Origin of the sequence: Paeniglutamicibacter gangotriensis Lz1y, assembly GCF_000348945.1 — a bacterium.
Classification (GTDB): Bacteria; Actinomycetota; Actinomycetes; order Actinomycetales; family Micrococcaceae; genus Paeniglutamicibacter; species Paeniglutamicibacter gangotriensis.
Map to the genome: position 1 here is coordinate 345,299 of NZ_AOCK01000001.1, position 15,693 is coordinate 360,991.

Sequence of the window (15,693 nt, forward strand, 5' to 3'; positions counted from 1 at the left end):
CCCGGGTCAGCACGTTTCCTGCTTGTTGACTGGCGGTAGCGCCTTGTCAGCAGGGCTTCGCTCCACGGGAAGCCATGAAAGGAAACCATGGGCCAGGGCGTCGCATCGCCAACGCAGAATGCCCATCCTGCGTTGGCGCGTTTCGCCGCGTGGGAACAGGACGGGTCCCGGCTCCTGTTGATCAGGGCGGCGGCAGGCACCGGCCGGCGCTTATTTGCACGTTCCTGGGTTGGTGGACGTCGCGGTGAGGTCCATGACTGGTCCGGAAACCACCTCGACGAGGTGGCTGAACTCGAAACCTTGGCCATGCGGATGCACCGGGAGGCGGATCTGCATGCGGCCGTCATCCTGCCGCCCTCCGCCCCGCTGTGGGATCTTGCCTCGGTTGCCCCGTTCGTGCTTGCCGAGCAGCATGACCTGCTGCTGGACGCCCGGGAAATCGCGCAGCTGGCGGAACCCGGCCGGCCGATCGACCCGGATCAGGCCCGTGCCATCCATGAACTGTGCGGCGGGTGGCTCGGCGCGGCCCGGGTCCTTGCCGCGGAGCCGGGGGGCCACGCCCGGGCCCAGCACCTGATCCGCACCGGCCTGGCGCCGTGGTTGCGCCACCACGATCCCCGCGGGGAACTCTCAGAGGCGGCGTTCCTCCCCCAGCTCGATGCGCAAACGGTTGAGGCTTTCTTCGGGCAGGTCTCACCGGAGGTGCATGTGATGGAGGACCTGTCCCGGGCCGGGCTTGTGCAGGCCGATGGAAGCGGCGGGTGGATGATGCCGGCGCTGGTGCGGCAGGTGCTCATGGAACGTGTCGGGTTGCTTGGCCGTGAACGCATTGGCGCCTTGGAACAAGGCGCCGTCGATGCGATGGCGGAGACCAGCGGGGTGGGTCCCGCGCTGAAGGCTGCCGTGGACGGGCGCCGGTGGCCGGCAATCCTGAACCTGCTGCTGGAAAAGTGGGTCGACATGTTCATGGCCAACCCCAAGCACCTGGCTGCGGTGGCCGCCAAGGTGCCGCGCTTTGTCTCCGGGCAAACGCACTACATGCGGGTGGGACTGAGGATCCTCGGATCCGCCGGCAAGGACGGGATGGTCCTGCACCTTCCGTCCCTGGCGCCCGATTACTCCACCGACAGCACCGCCCAGCGCTTGCGCGAGGACACCGAGCGGCTCTACCGCACTCCAAACGCCCGGGCCCTGACCATCGGCATGCTGGAGATATCGCACCTGCGCTTGGCGGGATTGTATGAGGAGGCAGGTGGCGCCGCCCAGCGGCTGCGCGAAGCGCTGTCCCGGGGACTCGACACCCAGCGGCTGAACCCGTCCTTGGCGGCGCTCGTCGAGTTCCACTCCGGCCTGACACTGCACCTGGCCGGGTGCGATGCCGAGGCGGTGAGGGCCTACGAGACGGGCTTCCGCCTGGCGCAAGCCTCGGGCAAGGCCTTCCTGGTGGCCGATGTTGCCGGGAAGCTGGCGTTGTTCCACGCACTGGAAGGAAATGGCGACTCGGCGCGGAGATGGCTTGCGGAACACGAAGCCGCGATTGCCCAGGTCGGGTGGGGCAGGAAGATGATCGCGCACACGGCCACGCTGGCACGCGCCTTCCTGGATGTGGCCGACCTGCGTTTCGGCGAGGCTGCGCGGGAGCTGGACGGGCTTCCCCAAACCCCCGGCAACGACGAATTCTGGTCCGTGCATGCCTATTTGCTGGTCATGCAGTCCCTTCAAGGCGCCAGCCCGGAGTCGGCGCGCAGGCTCATCGATGCGTGGCGCACCGAGCGCCGCTACGCCTGTGCCGCACCGTTGGCGGACCGTTTGCTCGACGAGGCGCTGCTGCTGGCAGAAATCATCGAGGCGGGTGGTTGCCCGTCGAGGCACGCGGGTGCACGGGTGCATCCGGCGCTGGTGGCGTTCGGACACCTGGTGGGAGGGGAACCCGACAAGGCGCTCACGATGTTGCGCGGGCAGCAGAAAGCACCCGCGACGCGGCGCTGGGAGGGGTTTGCGCTGTTCCTGGACGTTGCGGCGCGGAATCCCGGTCCGCCCAGGGTGCTGGTGCTGCAGCAACTCAAAGAGCAACGTGGGCAGCGGATGAACCTCGTGGAGATTGCCCTGTTGCGCATGATCCCGGGTTGGGCCGATGTCGCCGGCGGGCTGCAGTTGGAGCCGGAAGAGCTCGACAGGCTTGAAATGGTTGCGGCACCTGTTCGGGGCACCGGAACTCGCCGCCCGGTGCTGACGCCGCGGGAGCAAGAGGTCCTGCGGCAATTGCGGATGGGCATGAGCCGGCGGGAAATCGCTGAAGCCGGATTCAGGTCGGAAAACACCGTCAAGACCCAGATCCGCAGCCTCTACCGGAAGCTTGGGGCCACGGATGTGGCGCAGGCGCTGGAGCATGCGCGGGAGCGGGGAATCTAGGGCCTCCCGCACTCCTGCCGCAGCCCGATGCAAGGGTGCCCCGGGGTCCGCCCGGAGCGAAGTCGGATGCGCCGGAGCACATGGGTACGAGGTTGCGATGTATGTATAGATTTTTTCTATGTGTGGTGCACGCCGCATCTATTGGACAAGATAATGCGGGCTTAGGCACACTGGGTGGTGATGGGTGCCATAGATCTCTTGGTTCCCTAACGTCTTGACCTAAGGTTCCACACACTCCATGAAATCCACCCGCAATAAATGGATCGTTGCCCTGTGCTGGCTGACGGTCGTCTTCGAGGGCTTCGACATCGTCGCCCTCTCCGCTTCGATTCCGCAGCTGATCGATACCTCGTACGCCGGCATCACGGCGCTTGATGCGACCTTCATCGCCACGATTTCACTGGTTGGCGTCGGTGCCGGCGCCGTGCTGATCGGCCCGATCTCCGACCGCTTCGGCCGCCGCGTCCCCTTGATGATCTGCGTGCTGGTCTTCTCGGTCTTCACAATCCTCTTCCCTCTGATGCCCACCATCGCCCTGCTGGCGACCGTGCGCATGATTGCGGGTCTGGGCATGGGGGCATGCATGCCCGTGGCCATCACCATGATGCAGGAAGCCGCGGCCTCCAACGCCCGTGCGCACTCCGCGACCATCACGATGACCGGCTACCACGTCGGCGCCGTGGCCGCCTCGCTCTTCGCGATCCTGGCCCACGCCGACTGGCACCTGCTCTTTTACATCGGCGGCGCGCTGGGCCTGGTGGTGCTCCCGTTCATGTGGGCCAAGCTGCCCGAGACCCATGCCGTGGGCCTCAAGGACATTGGCACCAAGGCACCAAAATCCAGCATGGCGACGCTGTTCACCGGAGGGCTTGCCCGCTCGACCATCGGCCTCTGGGTAGCGGCCTTCATGGGCCTGCTGCTGGTCTACGGGCTGAACACCTGGCTGCCGCAGCTGATGCGCGGCGCCGGATACAACGTCGCGGATTCCCTGGTGCTGCTGCTGATCCTCAACGTCGGCGCGATCGCCGGGTTGCTGCTCGGAGGACGCATCGCGGACAAGCGCGGCGTCAAGGGCACCACGATGTTCTGGTTCACCTCCGCCGCGGTGCTGCTGGCGCTGCTGAGCATCCGGATGGAAAGCCAGTTGCTGCTCAACGGCGTGGTCCTGGTGACCGGCTTCTTCGTCTTCTGTGCGCAGGTGCTGGTCTACGGATTCGTCGGCTACATCTACCCCAAGCATGTGGTGGGCACCGGCATGGGCATGGTGGCGGGCGTGGGACGGCTGGGAGCCATTGCCGGCCCGGGCCTGACCGGCCTGTTGGTGGCCAGCGGCCACGCCTACCCGTGGGGCTTCTACCTCTTCGCCGGGGCGGCGTTGCTGGGCATGCTCGCCGTGGCCATCATCCCCAAACCGGCAGCGCAGAAGGACGTCGACGAGCCGGTGCTTGAAACCCAGGAGGCGTAGGCGCGTTTTCCCGGGCGGGATCCGCGGCCTGGGATGCGATCCCGATAGTCACCAGGGGGCGTGTTTCCCCGGGGATTCGCTGGTGCGAATATCCCGGGGACTGCGCCCCTTTTTCGTGCCCGGGAAGCGGCAAAGGCTCAGTGCAGCGCCGGACCCAGCGCCGAAGGCATCTCGCGCAGTGCCTCGCGCACCAGCTCGCGGAACCAGAGCACCGGCCCGCTCGCGGCGATCTTGTGATCGGTGTAGAGGTCGACGGAGAAAGCGGGACTGTCCACCGGAAGCTCGCGGTGGACCAGGGGCCACTGCCGGCAAAAGCGCTCGGCGATCTCCAGCGGGACCACGGAGGCCAGCGAGGATTCCAGCTGCACCGAGGGCAGCACGGAGAAGTGGTGCACACGCAGTGCCGTGCGCAGCGAGATCCCCGATTCGCCCAGCCGCTCCTCGATCTGGCCGTGCCCGGCAGTGGGGTCGATGGTCACGAACCCCAGTGCGTCGAATTGCTTGTGCGTGAGCTTGCCCTGTTTCGGTGCCATGGCGCGCGGCAGCAGGCAAACGTACCTGTCCTTGGTCACTGCCTCGCGCCGCGCGCCGCCGCCGAGCACCAGCGAGGTCAGCGCGGCGTCGACGTGGCCGTGGGCCAGCCAGTGCGGGATATGCCCGACAGTCATGGGCACCGATTCGAGGTTGGCGGCCGGTGCCAGCGCGGTCAGGCGGGCCATGATCGGCGGCAGGAAGATGACCTCGCCGATGTCCGAGAGGCAGATGCGGAAGGTGCGCCGCGTGGTGGCCGGATCGAAGGCGGCGTTCGAGTCAACGGCCGCATCGATGTTGTCCACCGCGGTGCGAAAGACCTGGAAGAGTTCGTTGGCGCGGGCAGTGGGTTCGAGTCCGCCGGGGCCGCGGACAAAGAGAGGGTCGCCCAATTGGGTCCGGAGCCTGGCCAGCGTGTGCGAGACCGTCGGCTGGGTCAGCGAGAGTTCCTGTGCCGCTCGGGTGACGCTTCGGGCCTCGTAGATTTCCAGGAAGGTGCGCAAGAGATTCAGGTCCATGCTCATGCGCCCACTCTATCGAAGTGATCGATGATCGATTGCGCGTGGAATCGTTGGACCGATGCGCGGCCCTGGCATAGCCTGGGGGTGGGGCGGGTCACACGCGGGGCGGACGGCAAGGGGAAGCGCCGCACGTGATGATTCCACGCCCCGCCGGCCCGCGCCGGAACGCCGCATCCATGCCCACCAGAAAAGGAACCACAAAGTGCCACTGCTTGAAGAATCACTCTGGAACTCGAAGATCAACATCAACGGCTGGGTTGCAGGCAGCGCCGGCACCCAGGATATCGTGGAACCGGCCACCGGGAAGGTGATCGGTGCCCTCGGAGTGGCATCGGCCGAAGACGTGCTGCGGGCCTCCAGCGCAGCGGCCAAGGCTCAGGTCGACTGGGCGGCGAAGAAGCCCGAGGAACGGGCTGCCGTGCTGCGCAAGGCTGGCCTGCTCTGGGAAGAGCACGCCGAAGAGATCAACGACTGGTTGGTGCGCGAGTCCGGCGGCATTCCCGCCAAGGCGGAGTTGGAAACGCACACGGCGGCCAACGAATGCTACGAGGCCTCCGCGCTCCCGTCGCTGCCCGCCGGAGACGTGCTGACCACCAACCATGACCGCTGGTCCTTTGCCCGGCGCCGTCCGGTGGGCGTCGTCTCGGTGATCGCGCCGTTCAACTTCCCGCTGATCTTGGGCATCCGTGCCGTCGCTCCGGCACTGGCCTTGGGCAACGCGGTGCTACTTAAGCCGGACCCGCGCACCTCGGTCTGTGCCGGCGTATCCATCATGCGAATCTTCGAGGAGGCAAGTCTACCCGAGGGCCTGCTGCACCTGTTGCCCGGCGGTGCTGAGGTCGGCGCCGCGGTGGTCGAGGCCCCCGAGGTTCGGGTTATCGCGTTCACCGGTTCCACCGCCGCAGGGCGCAAGATCGGTCAGAGCGCCGCCCGGCTGCTCAAGCGCGCACACCTCGAGCTGGGAGGGAACAGCGCCATGATCGTGCTGCCCGGGGCCGACCTTGCCAAGGCGGCGTCCGCCGCCGCGTTCGGATCCTTCATGCACCAGGGGCAGATCTGCATGGCTACCGGCAGGCACATCGTGCACCAGGACATCTATGAAGACTATGTGGCGGCGTTGGCCGACAAGGCAAAGAACCTGCCGATGGGCGATCCGAAGTCCGGCACAGTGGCCATTGGACCGGTCATCGACGGGCAGCAACTGGAACGGATCGACTCCATGGTGCAATCCGCGGTGTCTGGCGGAGCGCGGCTGGCTGCCGGTGGGGTCCGCGGAGAGGGCTGGTTCTACCCGCCCACGGTGCTGGCGGACCTTGACCCGGAACACGATGCCTGGAAGGAAGAGATCTTCGGTCCCGTCGCACCGGTGCGCAGCTTCTCCACTATCGATGAGGCCGTCGAGATGGCCAACGCCTCGAGCTACGGGCTCTCGGTGTCCATCCTCGGTGACGTGGGCATGGCCATGAAGATCGCCGACCGGGTCGACTCGGGCAAGGTCCATATCAATGAACAGACCGTCTCGGACGAGCCCAACTCCCCGTTCGGCGGGGTCAAAGACTCGGGCAACGGCGGGCGCATCGGTGGGGCGGCTGCCAATATGGAGGCCTTCACCGAGACCCAGTGGCTGACCATGCGCCCGGAGATCGCGCCGTACCCGTTCTAGACCACGCCATGTAATGGGGTTCGGCTGCCGCCCGGTGATTGATCGGGCGGCAGCCGAACTGTCTTGCCACGTTCGGGGCCGCCGGACAATTGTCCACCCGCGTTCGATCGGGTCCTGGCGGAACCTGCCTTCGGGGAATGGCAGGGCCGGCGGGACCGTTGAAGGGGGCATGACAACCATCGGAATCATCGGAGCAGGACATATCGGATCCCAGATCGCCCGTAAGGCCGTGGAACTGGGATACGACGTCGTCATCGGCAACTCTCGCGGGCCGGAAACCCTCGCGGACCTGGTGGCCGAACTTGGACCGCGGGCGCGTGCCGCCACCGCGGCCGAGGCAGGGGCAGCGGGCGACTTCGCGGTCGTCACCATCCCGTTGAAGAACTACAAGGACCTCCCCGCCGCGGAGCTGGCAGGGAAGGTCGTGATCGACACGATCAACTACTATTTCGAACGCGACGGGCATGTCGCTGCCTTGGATACCGGCGAGGCCACCACCTCGGGGCTGGTGCAGCAACACCTGAAGGAATCGAAAGTGGCCAAGGGCTTCAACCACATCCCGGCCAGAGACATCACCACGGCAGGAACGCCGAGCGGACGCGAAAACCGTCGTGCGCTGGCCACCGCCAGCAACCACGAGGACGCCACGGAACTGGTCACACGGTTCTACGACGAGTTCGGCTTCGACACCGTGAACATCGGCCCGCTGTCCGAAAGCTGGAAGGTGGAACGTGACCGTCCCGCCTATGTGGTGCGGCAAAATGTGCAAGAGCTGCGGGAGAATCTGGCTAAGGCGGCACGGCTTCCATAGTTCCTGGCAGTCTGACCGCGAATTGCCGCAGCGTTTGATCGACCCTGTATAACGGTCGTGGCCGAGCCGAAAAGCCTGCTTACTTCTTGTAGGCTCTCAACTCAAGACGTTGAGCGGTGTTCCTGCCACCCACGCGGCAATGTCGCGGACCGCGTCGGTGTAAAAGATGCTGAACTGTTCTTCGGTCACGTAGCCCAGGTGCGGGGTGGCAATCACCCCGGGGGTTTGTAACAGGTGGTGGTTCGCAGGCAGCGGCTCGACATCAAAGACGTCGAGGGCCGCCAGCGACGGGGCGCCGGAGCCCAGCGCGGCAACCAATGCGTCCTCATCGATGATGGCGCTGCGCGAGGTGTTGACCAGGATCGAACCGGACCGCATCGCTCCGAGTTCCTGGGCCCCGACCACCGCGGTGGTGCGCTCGGAGAGTTTCAAATGAATGGAGAGCACGTCGCTGCGGGCAAAGAGTTCTTCCTTGGCCACCAGCTCGACCCCGGCTTCGGCTGCCCTGGCGGCGGACAGGTTCTGGCTGTGGGCGATGACCTCCATCCCGAAGGCCCGACCGATCCCTGCGACCTGGGCCCCTACCTTGCCCAATCCGTAGACCCCGAGGGTGTGCCCCGCCAGCCCGGTGCCCAGCGTTTGCTGCCAGGGCTGGTCAATGGCCCGGGGTCGGGATGCCGAGAGCAGCTCCACATCCAGTCGGCGGGCAGCGGCCAGGATCAATGCCCAGGTGTGTTCGGCGGTGGCGGCCAGACTGCCAGAGGTCCCACACACCGTGATGCCCTGATCCCTGGCAGCGTCTAGGTCGATGGCGGCATTGCGCATGCCGGTGGTGACCAGCAGTTTCAGCTTCGGGAGCGCTTGCAGTCTTTCGGCGGTGAACGGGGTGCGTTCGCGCATCGCCACCACCACGTCGAAATCTTGCAAGGCCTGGCAAACCGCATCGTCTCCGTGCCCGAGGAACCCGGAGAAGAAGACCGTCTCTGCGGGCAGCGATCCCCAATCGGCCAGGGTGCGGGCAACGTTTTGGTAGTCATCAAGGACGGCTATGCGCATGGCTTCATCATAGGGTGTGCGGCGCCGCGTGCGGTGGAAAGCCGGCTGCCACATGAGAGCCGGTCAAACCGACCGCGGGAGAAAACGGTCATGGGATTGGTCGAGGCGTTGCTGAGCGGGCGGAGGGGACGGCATTTCCTGCCCGCCAGCGGGAGCATCGTCGGTGGCGCACCACGGTGGTGCCGGGACCATCCGGATGCGGTTGCCACCTGCGGGGTCAGGCCAGTTGCATGGCCATTTCATCGGCGGCGGCCCGAACCGCCTCACCCAGCGTCGTGGCCGGCCGGCCGATCAAGCTGGCCAGTGCGTTGCCCTCAACAAGCAGTTCACCGCGGGCGATGCCCCTGTCGCTGTCGGCCAGGATCGTCGCAAAGTACGCGGGGACCCCGGCGCCGATCAGCAGGTGGGAGAAGTCTTCCTCCGGCAGGTCCTGGTAGACCACCTTCTGGCCCGTGGCGGTGCCTACCTCGCGGGCCAGATCGCCCAGGGTGAACGATTCCTCCCCGCCTAGCTCATACACCGCGTCCGCCTGGTCGTCAGCGAGAAGGACGGCCGCGGCCGCCTGGGCCAAGTCGGCCCGGGAGGCGCCGTTGAGCCTGCCGTCGCCCGCGCTGCCGAAGACCGAGCCGTGCCGCAGATATCCCTGAAGCTGTTCGGTGTAGTTCTCTAGGTACCAGCCGTTGCGCAACAAGGCGTAGGGGATCCCTGAATTGCGAAGTGCCCGTTCGGTCTGCTGATGGTCGGTGGCCAGCGCCATGGTGTTGGTGTCGGCATGGGGGATGCTGGTGTAGACCAGCAGCTGGACTCCCGCGTCCTTGGCCGCATCGATGACATCGAGGTGATGGGCCACGCGCGGGCCCGGCTCAGTGCCGGAGACCAGCAGTGCCTTTTCGACGCCGACAAATGCCTCGCGCAGCGACGTCGGGTCGGAGTAGTCCATGGTGCGGGCCTGGACCCCGAGCAGGGCGAGTTCGGCCAATCTTTCCGGGTTCCGGCCCCCTGCGACGATCTGTCCGGCGGGAATGTCGCGCTCGAGGAGCGCTTCAACTACGAGGCGGCCGAGCCTGCCGGTGGCGCCGGTGACGAGGATTTTCATGGGGTTTCCTTTCGCGGAAGTAATGTCTGTCACCCATCACAACCGCGGAGTCGGGATGATGCTTCCCAAAAGAGAGTACGCACTTTAAGGTAAGGTGCTTTTATGACTGCACCCGCCGGCTTCCACCCATCCGCAGTTTCTGCGGCAACCCTTGTCCTTCAGGCCGATTGCCCTAGCAGGACCGTGCTTGACCACGTGACCAGCAAGTGGGGCGTGCTGATCCTGGTGTCGTTGGAATCGGGGCCGCAGCGCTGGAGCGAATTGCGTCGCCGGGCCGAGGGGATCAGCGAAAAGATGCTGGCCCAGACCCTCAGGACCCTGGAAGGCGATGGCTTCATCCATCGCGACGCCCAACCCATCATTCCTCCCCGCGTCGACTACAGCCTCACCGCACTGGGAGCCGAATTGGTGCAACGCCTGCTGCCCCTGGTCACCTGGATCGGTGAGCACGCGGATGACATCATCGCCTCGACGGCCGTTGGCCCAGACAAGGTTTCGGCCACGAGCTGAGACGAGAACGGGCCCGGGACAATTCGGCTGAATCGTCCCGGGCCCGGTGCCTGATTAGTGGCAGGAGCCCTAGCTAGCGTTCTGCGCTTCGTATTCGGCCAGAACCCGCTTGCCGATACCGAACGCGGTGTTGGCCGCCGGCACCGAGCAATAGATGGCCGATTGCAGGAAGACTTCCTTGATCTCCTCGGCAGTCATCCCGTTGCGCAGGGCCGCGTGGACGTGCATTTCCAGCTCTTCCCAGTAACCGCCGGCGATCAACGCGGTCAGCGTGATGGCGCTGCGGGTGGTGCGCGGCAGTCCCTCGCGGGTCCAGATGGTGCCCCACGCGTAGCGGGTGATCATTTCCTGGAACTCGTCGGTGAAGTTGGTGGAATTCACCGTGGCGCGTTCAACGTGTTCGGCACCCAGGACCTGTTTGCGGACCTCAAGACCCGCGTCGTAGGTGTCGCCGGGCAGGCGGGATGAGTCAGTCATGCGGTTTTCTCCTGGGAAACGGAAGCGAAGAATTCAAGCAACAGTGCGGCGGTTGCCGCCGGGTCCTCGGCCGGGGCCAAATGCGCGGCGGTGTAGACGGTGGCCGCCTGGGCGTTCGGGGCATGCTCGGCGATGAACTGGGCATCGGTCGGCGGGCAAACCGAGTCGTGGGCTCCGGCGATAGCCAGGATCGGGTCGTTCATGCCGGCCAGGGATTCGCGCAGGTCGTATCCTGCCAGTGCGGCACAGGCGTGGGCGTAGGAGAACCGATCGGCGTCCTGCAGGTTGTGCAACAGGTCGGTGGACACCACGGGGTTGGCCTCGATGAAGCCCGGGGCGAACCAGCGCTCGGCCGATCCGGCGACGACCACCGGGGTGCCGGCCTTGGCCACGAGCTCGGCACGCTCGGCCCAGCCCTCGGGGGAGCCGATCTTGGCAGCGGAACAGATGACCGAGAGTCCGGCGAAGACGCCCGGGAAGTCGTTGGCCAGCTGCAGTGCGATGGCCCCGCCAATGGAGACACCCGCGTAGAACAGCGGGGTCCCGGCCGGCACGACCCCGTCGGTTTCCAGTGCCTGGAGCATGTTGATAACACCGGAGGCGAGTTCGGCCATGGAGAAGTCTTCGGTGGAGGGCGCGGAGGCGTCGTGGCCGGGCAGATCCCAAGCCACGAGCTGGTAGTGCTCCTTCAGGTACGGCACTGCTGGTCCCCAGAGGGCCAGCGAGCCGGTGCCCAGCGAGGGGCCCAGCACGAGGGTGGGTTTGCCTGCTGCACCGTGGAGCAGGGACGGGGTCAATGTGGGAATGCTCATGCGTGGTTCCAATCGTTGAAGTCGTCGCGGATGCTGTTGATGAAATCGGTGGCCGAGCCGAGGTAGCCGGCGGGGTCCAACAAGTCATCGAGGAACAGCTTGTTGTCCATATCCGAGGGCAGGACCCCCTGCAGCAAGGTGCGCAGCGGGGTGCCGGTGGCCAGGGATTCGAGGACGAGGCCCTGCACAGCTGCCTTGCCGCCATCCACCAGCGGGGCGGCGACGGCCAGAATGCGCTCGGAGACCAAAAGGTCCCCGGATAATGCCATGTTCCGGGCCATAGCCTCGAGGTGGACCTGCAGGCCGGAGGCCAGTACACGGGCGTGGTGCGCGGCTCCGCCGGCCAGCCGCAACAGCTCGCGCAGCGCGGCCCACTCGGAATGCCAGCCGCCGTCGGGACGCTCGTCCACCGCGGTGCCGGCGGCGGTGTAGAGCGTTGCCAGGTGTCCGGGGGCGGAAAGTGCACTATTGCGCAGCAATACTGAGTGCACGGGGTTGCGTTTTTGTGGCATCGCCGAGGAACCGCCCTTGCCCGCCTCATGGGGTTCGGACAGTTCGCCGATTTCCGGACGGGCCGCGGTGAGTACATCGGCGCCGAAGGTGCCGGCAGCGGCAACCACCGAGCCCAGTGCGGAGCCGAGCCCGAGCACCGGTTCGCGCACGGTATGCCACGGAGTGCGCGGTGCGGACAATCCCAGCTCGGTGGCCAGCGCCGTGGTGAGTTCGGCGGCACGCTCGGCCAATCCGTGGTCGGACTTGTAGGGCAGCGAGGTACCCAGTCGTTGGTGCAGCGAGGCGAGGGTGCCCACGGCTCCGCCCCATTGCACGGGCAACGAGGCCGCGCTTGTCTCTAGTCGGCGCCCGGCGGCAACCAGCCCCGCCAGCCAGTTGGCGGCTCGCAGCCCAAAGACCGTGGGAAGCGCGTGCTGGGTCAGTGAACGGGCGACGCACACGGTGCCCTGATGTGTGTGGGCCAGCTCGGACAGGGCCGCGGCGGCACCAATCAGGTCCGTACGAATCAGCGCGATGGCCCGGGAGGCCATGAGCATCAGCGCGCTGTCGATGATGTCCTGGCTGGTGGCCCCGCGGTGCAGGGCGGTGGCGGCGGTGGAGGGCGCTCCGGTAGCGGTGAGGCGTGCGCGCATCATGGACAGCAGCGGGATCAGCGCGTTGGCGCCATCGGGTCCCTGGTCTGCCAGCTCGGCCAGGTCATAGTGCTCGACGTGTGCGATGGCCGCAACGGCTGCCGCGTCGGCGGCGGTGCACAACCCGGCGTCGGCCTGGACCTTGACCCAGGCAGATTCGACGTCGAGCATCCCCTGGACGAAGGCAGCATCACTGGCTGCTTCGGCCACAGGGGTTGCGGCCCAAGCGGGGGTCAACAATCCGTAATCGACCGGGTACATTCGGTGGTGCATCTCCTTGGACGGTGGGGGCCCGGCGGATCCGTGGAAGCGCTCGGGAAAGGCTGTGCGGGGGATGAACCCCCAAAACCCCCGCGGGGGTTAGGAGCCGTCGAATCCATCATCCCAATTCGGGAGCGGAAAAGGCGAGTCCCGCCGCACGCGGGGGTCATCTAGTGGTGCTTCAGAGGGCTAGTCCTCGCGCGGGTAGGCCAGGAACACCGTCTCATCTTCGCCCTGCAGGGAAACATCGAAGCGCAGCGACCCGTCGGCTTCGCGGGTGGCGATCATCGAGGCGCGGCTCTTGGCATCCAGTGAGGAAAGTAGCGGATCATTGGCCAGCGCCGCGGTGTCCTCGGGCAGGTAGATGCGCGTGAACAGGCGGTTGAGCAGGCCGCGGGCAAAGACCGTGAGCATGATGAACGGCGCCTTGCCTGCTTCTGTGGCCCCGGGGTTCAGGGTGGTGAAGGTGTAGTGCCCGGCGTTGTCCACCGCGGTGCGGCCCCACCCTGTGAAGGTGTAACCATCGCGCACCAGCGAGCCGTCCTTCGAGACGACGTTGCCTTCTTCGTCGGGTTGCCAGATTTCTAACAGGGCGTCGGGGATTAGGGCGCCTGCACCGTCGGTGACGTTTCCGTGCAGGCGCACCGAGCCGGGACGTGCCTGGTTGACCAGCTCGTTGTCCTTCTCATAGGGAAGGGCGTAACCGTAGAACGGGCCGATGGTCTGTCCCGGGGTGGGAGCCAGCTTCAGGGCTGGGGCGGAGGTGTGTGCTGCCTGAGTCATTAGTGATCTCCCTCTTCGTCTTCCATCCAGGTCCGGTTTGAACCGGTCAATACGATGTCCCAGTTGTAACCGGTGGCCCATTCGTGGGACGTGATCGAGTGGTCGTAGGTGGCCACCAGACGATTGCGTGCCTCGGCGTCGGTGATCGACTGGTAGATCGGGTCTAGCGAGAACAGCGGGTCGCCCGGGAAGTACATCTGGGTGATCATCCGCTGAGTGAAGTCGGTGCCGAAGAGCGAGAAGTGGATATGCGCCGGGCGCCAGGCGTTGTGGTGGTTCTTCCACGGGTACGGTGCCGGCTTGATGGTGGTGAAGGAGTATTCACCGTTCTTTCCGGTGATCGCGCGTCCGACGCCGGTGAAGTTCGGGTCGATCGGGGCTGGGTGCTGGTCACGCTTGTGGATGTAGCGTCCGGCGGCGTTGGCCTGCCACACCTCGATGAGCTGGCCGGCCACCGGGCGTCCGTCGCCGTCGAGCACGCGTCCGGCCACCACGATGCGCTCGCCGATCGGCTCGCCATTGTGCTGGATGGTCAGATCGGATTCCAGGGTGTGTACGTCGCGCTCGCCGAAGGCGGGGGAGTAGAGCTCGATGGTTTCCGGGTCCACGTGGTGCAGGTTCTTGGTGGGGTGGCGCAGCAGCGAGGAGCGGTAGGGGGCGAAATCGAGGCGCGGTTGCGTCTCGGCTTTGACGCCTGCGGCCAGGGATTTTTGGTAGCCGACTTGGATATCGCTGATCTCGGCGCTCATGGATTCCTGCGAGACGGCGGTGGCTGCTGGATCCAAGCTCGGGGATTGATTGGAGGTCTTCGACGATGCGGTTTCGGTGCTCACTGCGGGCTCCTTTCGGGGAGGCGGGGTGGTATGTGGTGAAAGTGTGGGGCGACGAGCTAGGAGTGCGGCCAACCGGTGTAGGACTCGGCCAGGTACTGCTGCCCGAAGCGAGAGGACGTCACGGTGTCGAGCTCGCCCAAGGCGCGCTTGGCCATGAACGGATCGGCATCCACCGGGGTGTGCAGCATCGAGGTCATCCAGTAGGAGAAGTTCTGTGCCTTCCATACGCGCTTCAGCGCCAGGTCGGAGTATCCGTGCAGCAGGGTCGAATTCTGGGTGGAGTAGTAGGAGTCGATGGCTTCGAAGAGCACCTTGACGTCGGCGAAGGCGAGGTTCAGGCCCTTGGCGCCGGTGGGCGGGACGGTGTGCCCGGCGTCCCCGATCAGGAACATCCGGCCGTGCGAGAGCGGTTCGCGGACAAAGGAGCGGAACTTCAGCACCGTCTTGTCGAAGATGTTTCCGGTCTTGAGGGTGAATCCGTCGGGCCCGTCAACGCGGCGCTGCAGCTCGGACCAGATCCTGTCCTCGCTCCACGCATCCACGTCCTCGTTCGGGTCGCACTGGAAGTACATGCGCTGGACGGTCTCGGAGCGCTGGGAGATCAGTGCGAAGCCGTGCGGGGAGTTGGCGTAGATGAGCTCCGGTGCGCTCTTCGGGGCCTCGGTGAGGATGCCGAACCAGGCGAAGGGGTACTCGATCTTGAAGTCCTGGGTGCCGGGAACGGCGCGGCGGCAGAAAGACCGTGAGCCGTCGGCGCCGACCAGGATGTCGCAGTGCACCTCGAAGTCGGTGCCTGTGGCGTCGGTGAAGTGGAACTTCGGGGTTTCGGTTTCCAGGTCGAAGACCGCCGTGACCTCGGAGGAGTAGCGCACGTCTCCGTTATCGCGTTTCCGGGCCGCGGCCAAGTCGACGAAGACCTCGTTCTGCGCGTAGAGGGTGACCGTTGCATCGACCAGGTCGGTGAAGTCCAGCGGGTGGGATTCGCCGTTGAAGCGCAGGTCGATACCCTCGTGTTCGTCGCCGTGGGTGAGTACCCGGCCGTCGACCCCGGAATCGGTGAGCATCTTGACCGATCCGGCCTCGAGGATGCCGGCGCGGTGGGTGTTGCGGATGGTCTCGTGGTCGCGGGATTCCACCACGAGGTTTTCGATGCCGTTCTTGGCCAGAAGGTGCGAGAGCATCAGTCCCGCCGGGCCGCCGCCGACGATGCCGACCCGGGTTTTGATGATGGTGCGCGCTGTGGCCATGAGTGGATCGTGTTCCTTTGCTGCGTGGGGTTCCGGGGCGGCACGGGCACGTCGCTGTGCCGAGGGGTAC

14 protein-coding genes are annotated in these 15,693 nt (G+C 66.0%); 5 read left to right on the forward strand and 9 right to left on the reverse strand.

Annotated elements, in window-relative coordinates:
- Positions 1 to 87 precede the first annotated feature (87 nt).
- The gene (locus ADIAG_RS19765; RefSeq protein WP_007269540.1) at positions 88 to 2,412 is read left to right on the forward strand and encodes a helix-turn-helix transcriptional regulator; all 2,325 of its coding nucleotides are present in this window, start codon (positions 88 to 90) and stop codon (positions 2,410 to 2,412) included.
- A gap of 238 nt (positions 2,413 to 2,650) precedes the next feature.
- Positions 2,651 to 3,877: an MFS transporter gene (locus ADIAG_RS01600; RefSeq protein ID WP_007269541.1), complete on the forward strand. Its 1,227-nt coding sequence runs from the start codon at positions 2,651 to 2,653 to the stop codon at positions 3,875 to 3,877.
- A gap of 137 nt (positions 3,878 to 4,014) precedes the next feature.
- On the opposite strand, the gene ADIAG_RS01605 is transcribed toward ADIAG_RS01600, so the two are convergent.
- On the reverse strand, positions 4,015 to 4,932 hold the full coding sequence (locus ADIAG_RS01605) for a LysR family transcriptional regulator (RefSeq protein WP_007269542.1): 918 nt from the start codon (positions 4,930 to 4,932) through the stop codon (positions 4,015 to 4,017).
- Between the two features lie 199 nt (positions 4,933 to 5,131).
- Here ADIAG_RS01605 and ADIAG_RS01610 point away from each other — a divergent pair, with 199 nt between their 5' ends.
- Both ADIAG_RS01610 and ADIAG_RS01615 read left to right on the forward strand, forming a co-directional pair.
- Positions 5,132 to 6,592 carry a benzaldehyde dehydrogenase gene (locus tag ADIAG_RS01610; protein ID WP_007269543.1) on the forward strand — a complete coding sequence of 487 codons (1,461 nt, stop codon included), beginning with the start codon at positions 5,132 to 5,134 and terminating at the stop codon, positions 6,590 to 6,592.
- A gap of 169 nt (positions 6,593 to 6,761) precedes the next feature.
- Positions 6,762 to 7,403: an NADPH-dependent F420 reductase gene (locus tag ADIAG_RS01615; protein WP_043472604.1), complete on the forward strand. Its 642-nt coding sequence runs from the start codon at positions 6,762 to 6,764 to the stop codon at positions 7,401 to 7,403.
- A gap of 96 nt (positions 7,404 to 7,499) precedes the next feature.
- On the opposite strand, the gene ADIAG_RS01620 is transcribed toward ADIAG_RS01615, so the two are convergent.
- Together ADIAG_RS01620 and ADIAG_RS01625 are read right to left on the reverse strand one after the other, a co-directional pair.
- On the reverse strand, positions 7,500 to 8,459 hold the full coding sequence (locus ADIAG_RS01620; protein ID WP_043472607.1) for a D-2-hydroxyacid dehydrogenase family protein: 960 nt from the start codon (positions 8,457 to 8,459) through the stop codon (positions 7,500 to 7,502).
- Positions 8,460 to 8,676: 217 nt separating this feature from the next.
- Entirely contained in the window at positions 8,677 to 9,555 is an 879-nt protein-coding gene (locus ADIAG_RS01625) for an SDR family oxidoreductase (protein WP_007269546.1), read from the reverse strand.
- A gap of 102 nt (positions 9,556 to 9,657) precedes the next feature.
- On the opposite strand from ADIAG_RS01625, the gene ADIAG_RS01630 reads away from it, so the two are divergent.
- Positions 9,658 to 10,065: a winged helix-turn-helix transcriptional regulator gene (locus ADIAG_RS01630; protein WP_007269547.1), complete on the forward strand. Its 408-nt coding sequence runs from the start codon at positions 9,658 to 9,660 to the stop codon at positions 10,063 to 10,065.
- 69 nt (positions 10,066 to 10,134) lie between these two features.
- Here the strand turns inward: ADIAG_RS01630 and pcaC are convergent, their stop codons facing one another.
- The 6 genes from pcaC to ADIAG_RS01660 all read right to left on the reverse strand — a co-directional run bounded on the left by pcaC (position 10,135) and on the right by ADIAG_RS01660 (position 15,623).
- Positions 10,135 to 10,542 carry a 4-carboxymuconolactone decarboxylase gene (gene pcaC, locus ADIAG_RS01635; protein ID WP_007269548.1) on the reverse strand — a complete coding sequence of 136 codons (408 nt, stop codon included), beginning with the start codon at positions 10,540 to 10,542 and terminating at the stop codon, positions 10,135 to 10,137.
- Positions 10,539 to 11,354, reverse strand: a complete 816-nt coding sequence (locus ADIAG_RS01640; RefSeq protein WP_007269549.1) for an alpha/beta fold hydrolase — start codon at positions 11,352 to 11,354, stop codon at positions 10,539 to 10,541. Before ADIAG_RS01640 ends, pcaC begins: the two co-directional genes overlap by 4 nt.
- Positions 11,351 to 12,760, reverse strand: coding sequence for a lyase family protein (locus ADIAG_RS01645; RefSeq protein ID WP_007269550.1), 1,410 nt, complete (start codon positions 12,758 to 12,760; stop codon positions 11,351 to 11,353). The genes ADIAG_RS01640 and ADIAG_RS01645 overlap by 4 nt, the downstream gene beginning before the upstream one ends.
- Positions 12,761 to 12,949: 189 nt before the next feature.
- Complete coding sequence (pcaG, locus tag ADIAG_RS01650) at positions 12,950 to 13,543, reverse strand: protocatechuate 3,4-dioxygenase subunit alpha (protein ID WP_007269551.1); 594 nt, start codon at positions 13,541 to 13,543, stop codon at positions 12,950 to 12,952.
- A complete protein-coding gene (gene pcaH / locus ADIAG_RS01655; RefSeq protein WP_152426021.1) occupies positions 13,543 to 14,292 on the reverse strand; it encodes a protocatechuate 3,4-dioxygenase subunit beta in 750 nt (249 codons plus the stop codon). The genes pcaG and pcaH overlap by 1 nt, the downstream gene beginning before the upstream one ends.
- A gap of 140 nt (positions 14,293 to 14,432) precedes the next feature.
- Entirely contained in the window at positions 14,433 to 15,623 is a 1,191-nt protein-coding gene (locus tag ADIAG_RS01660; protein WP_007269553.1) for a 4-hydroxybenzoate 3-monooxygenase, read from the reverse strand.
- Positions 15,624 to 15,693: the final 70 nt, after the last annotated feature.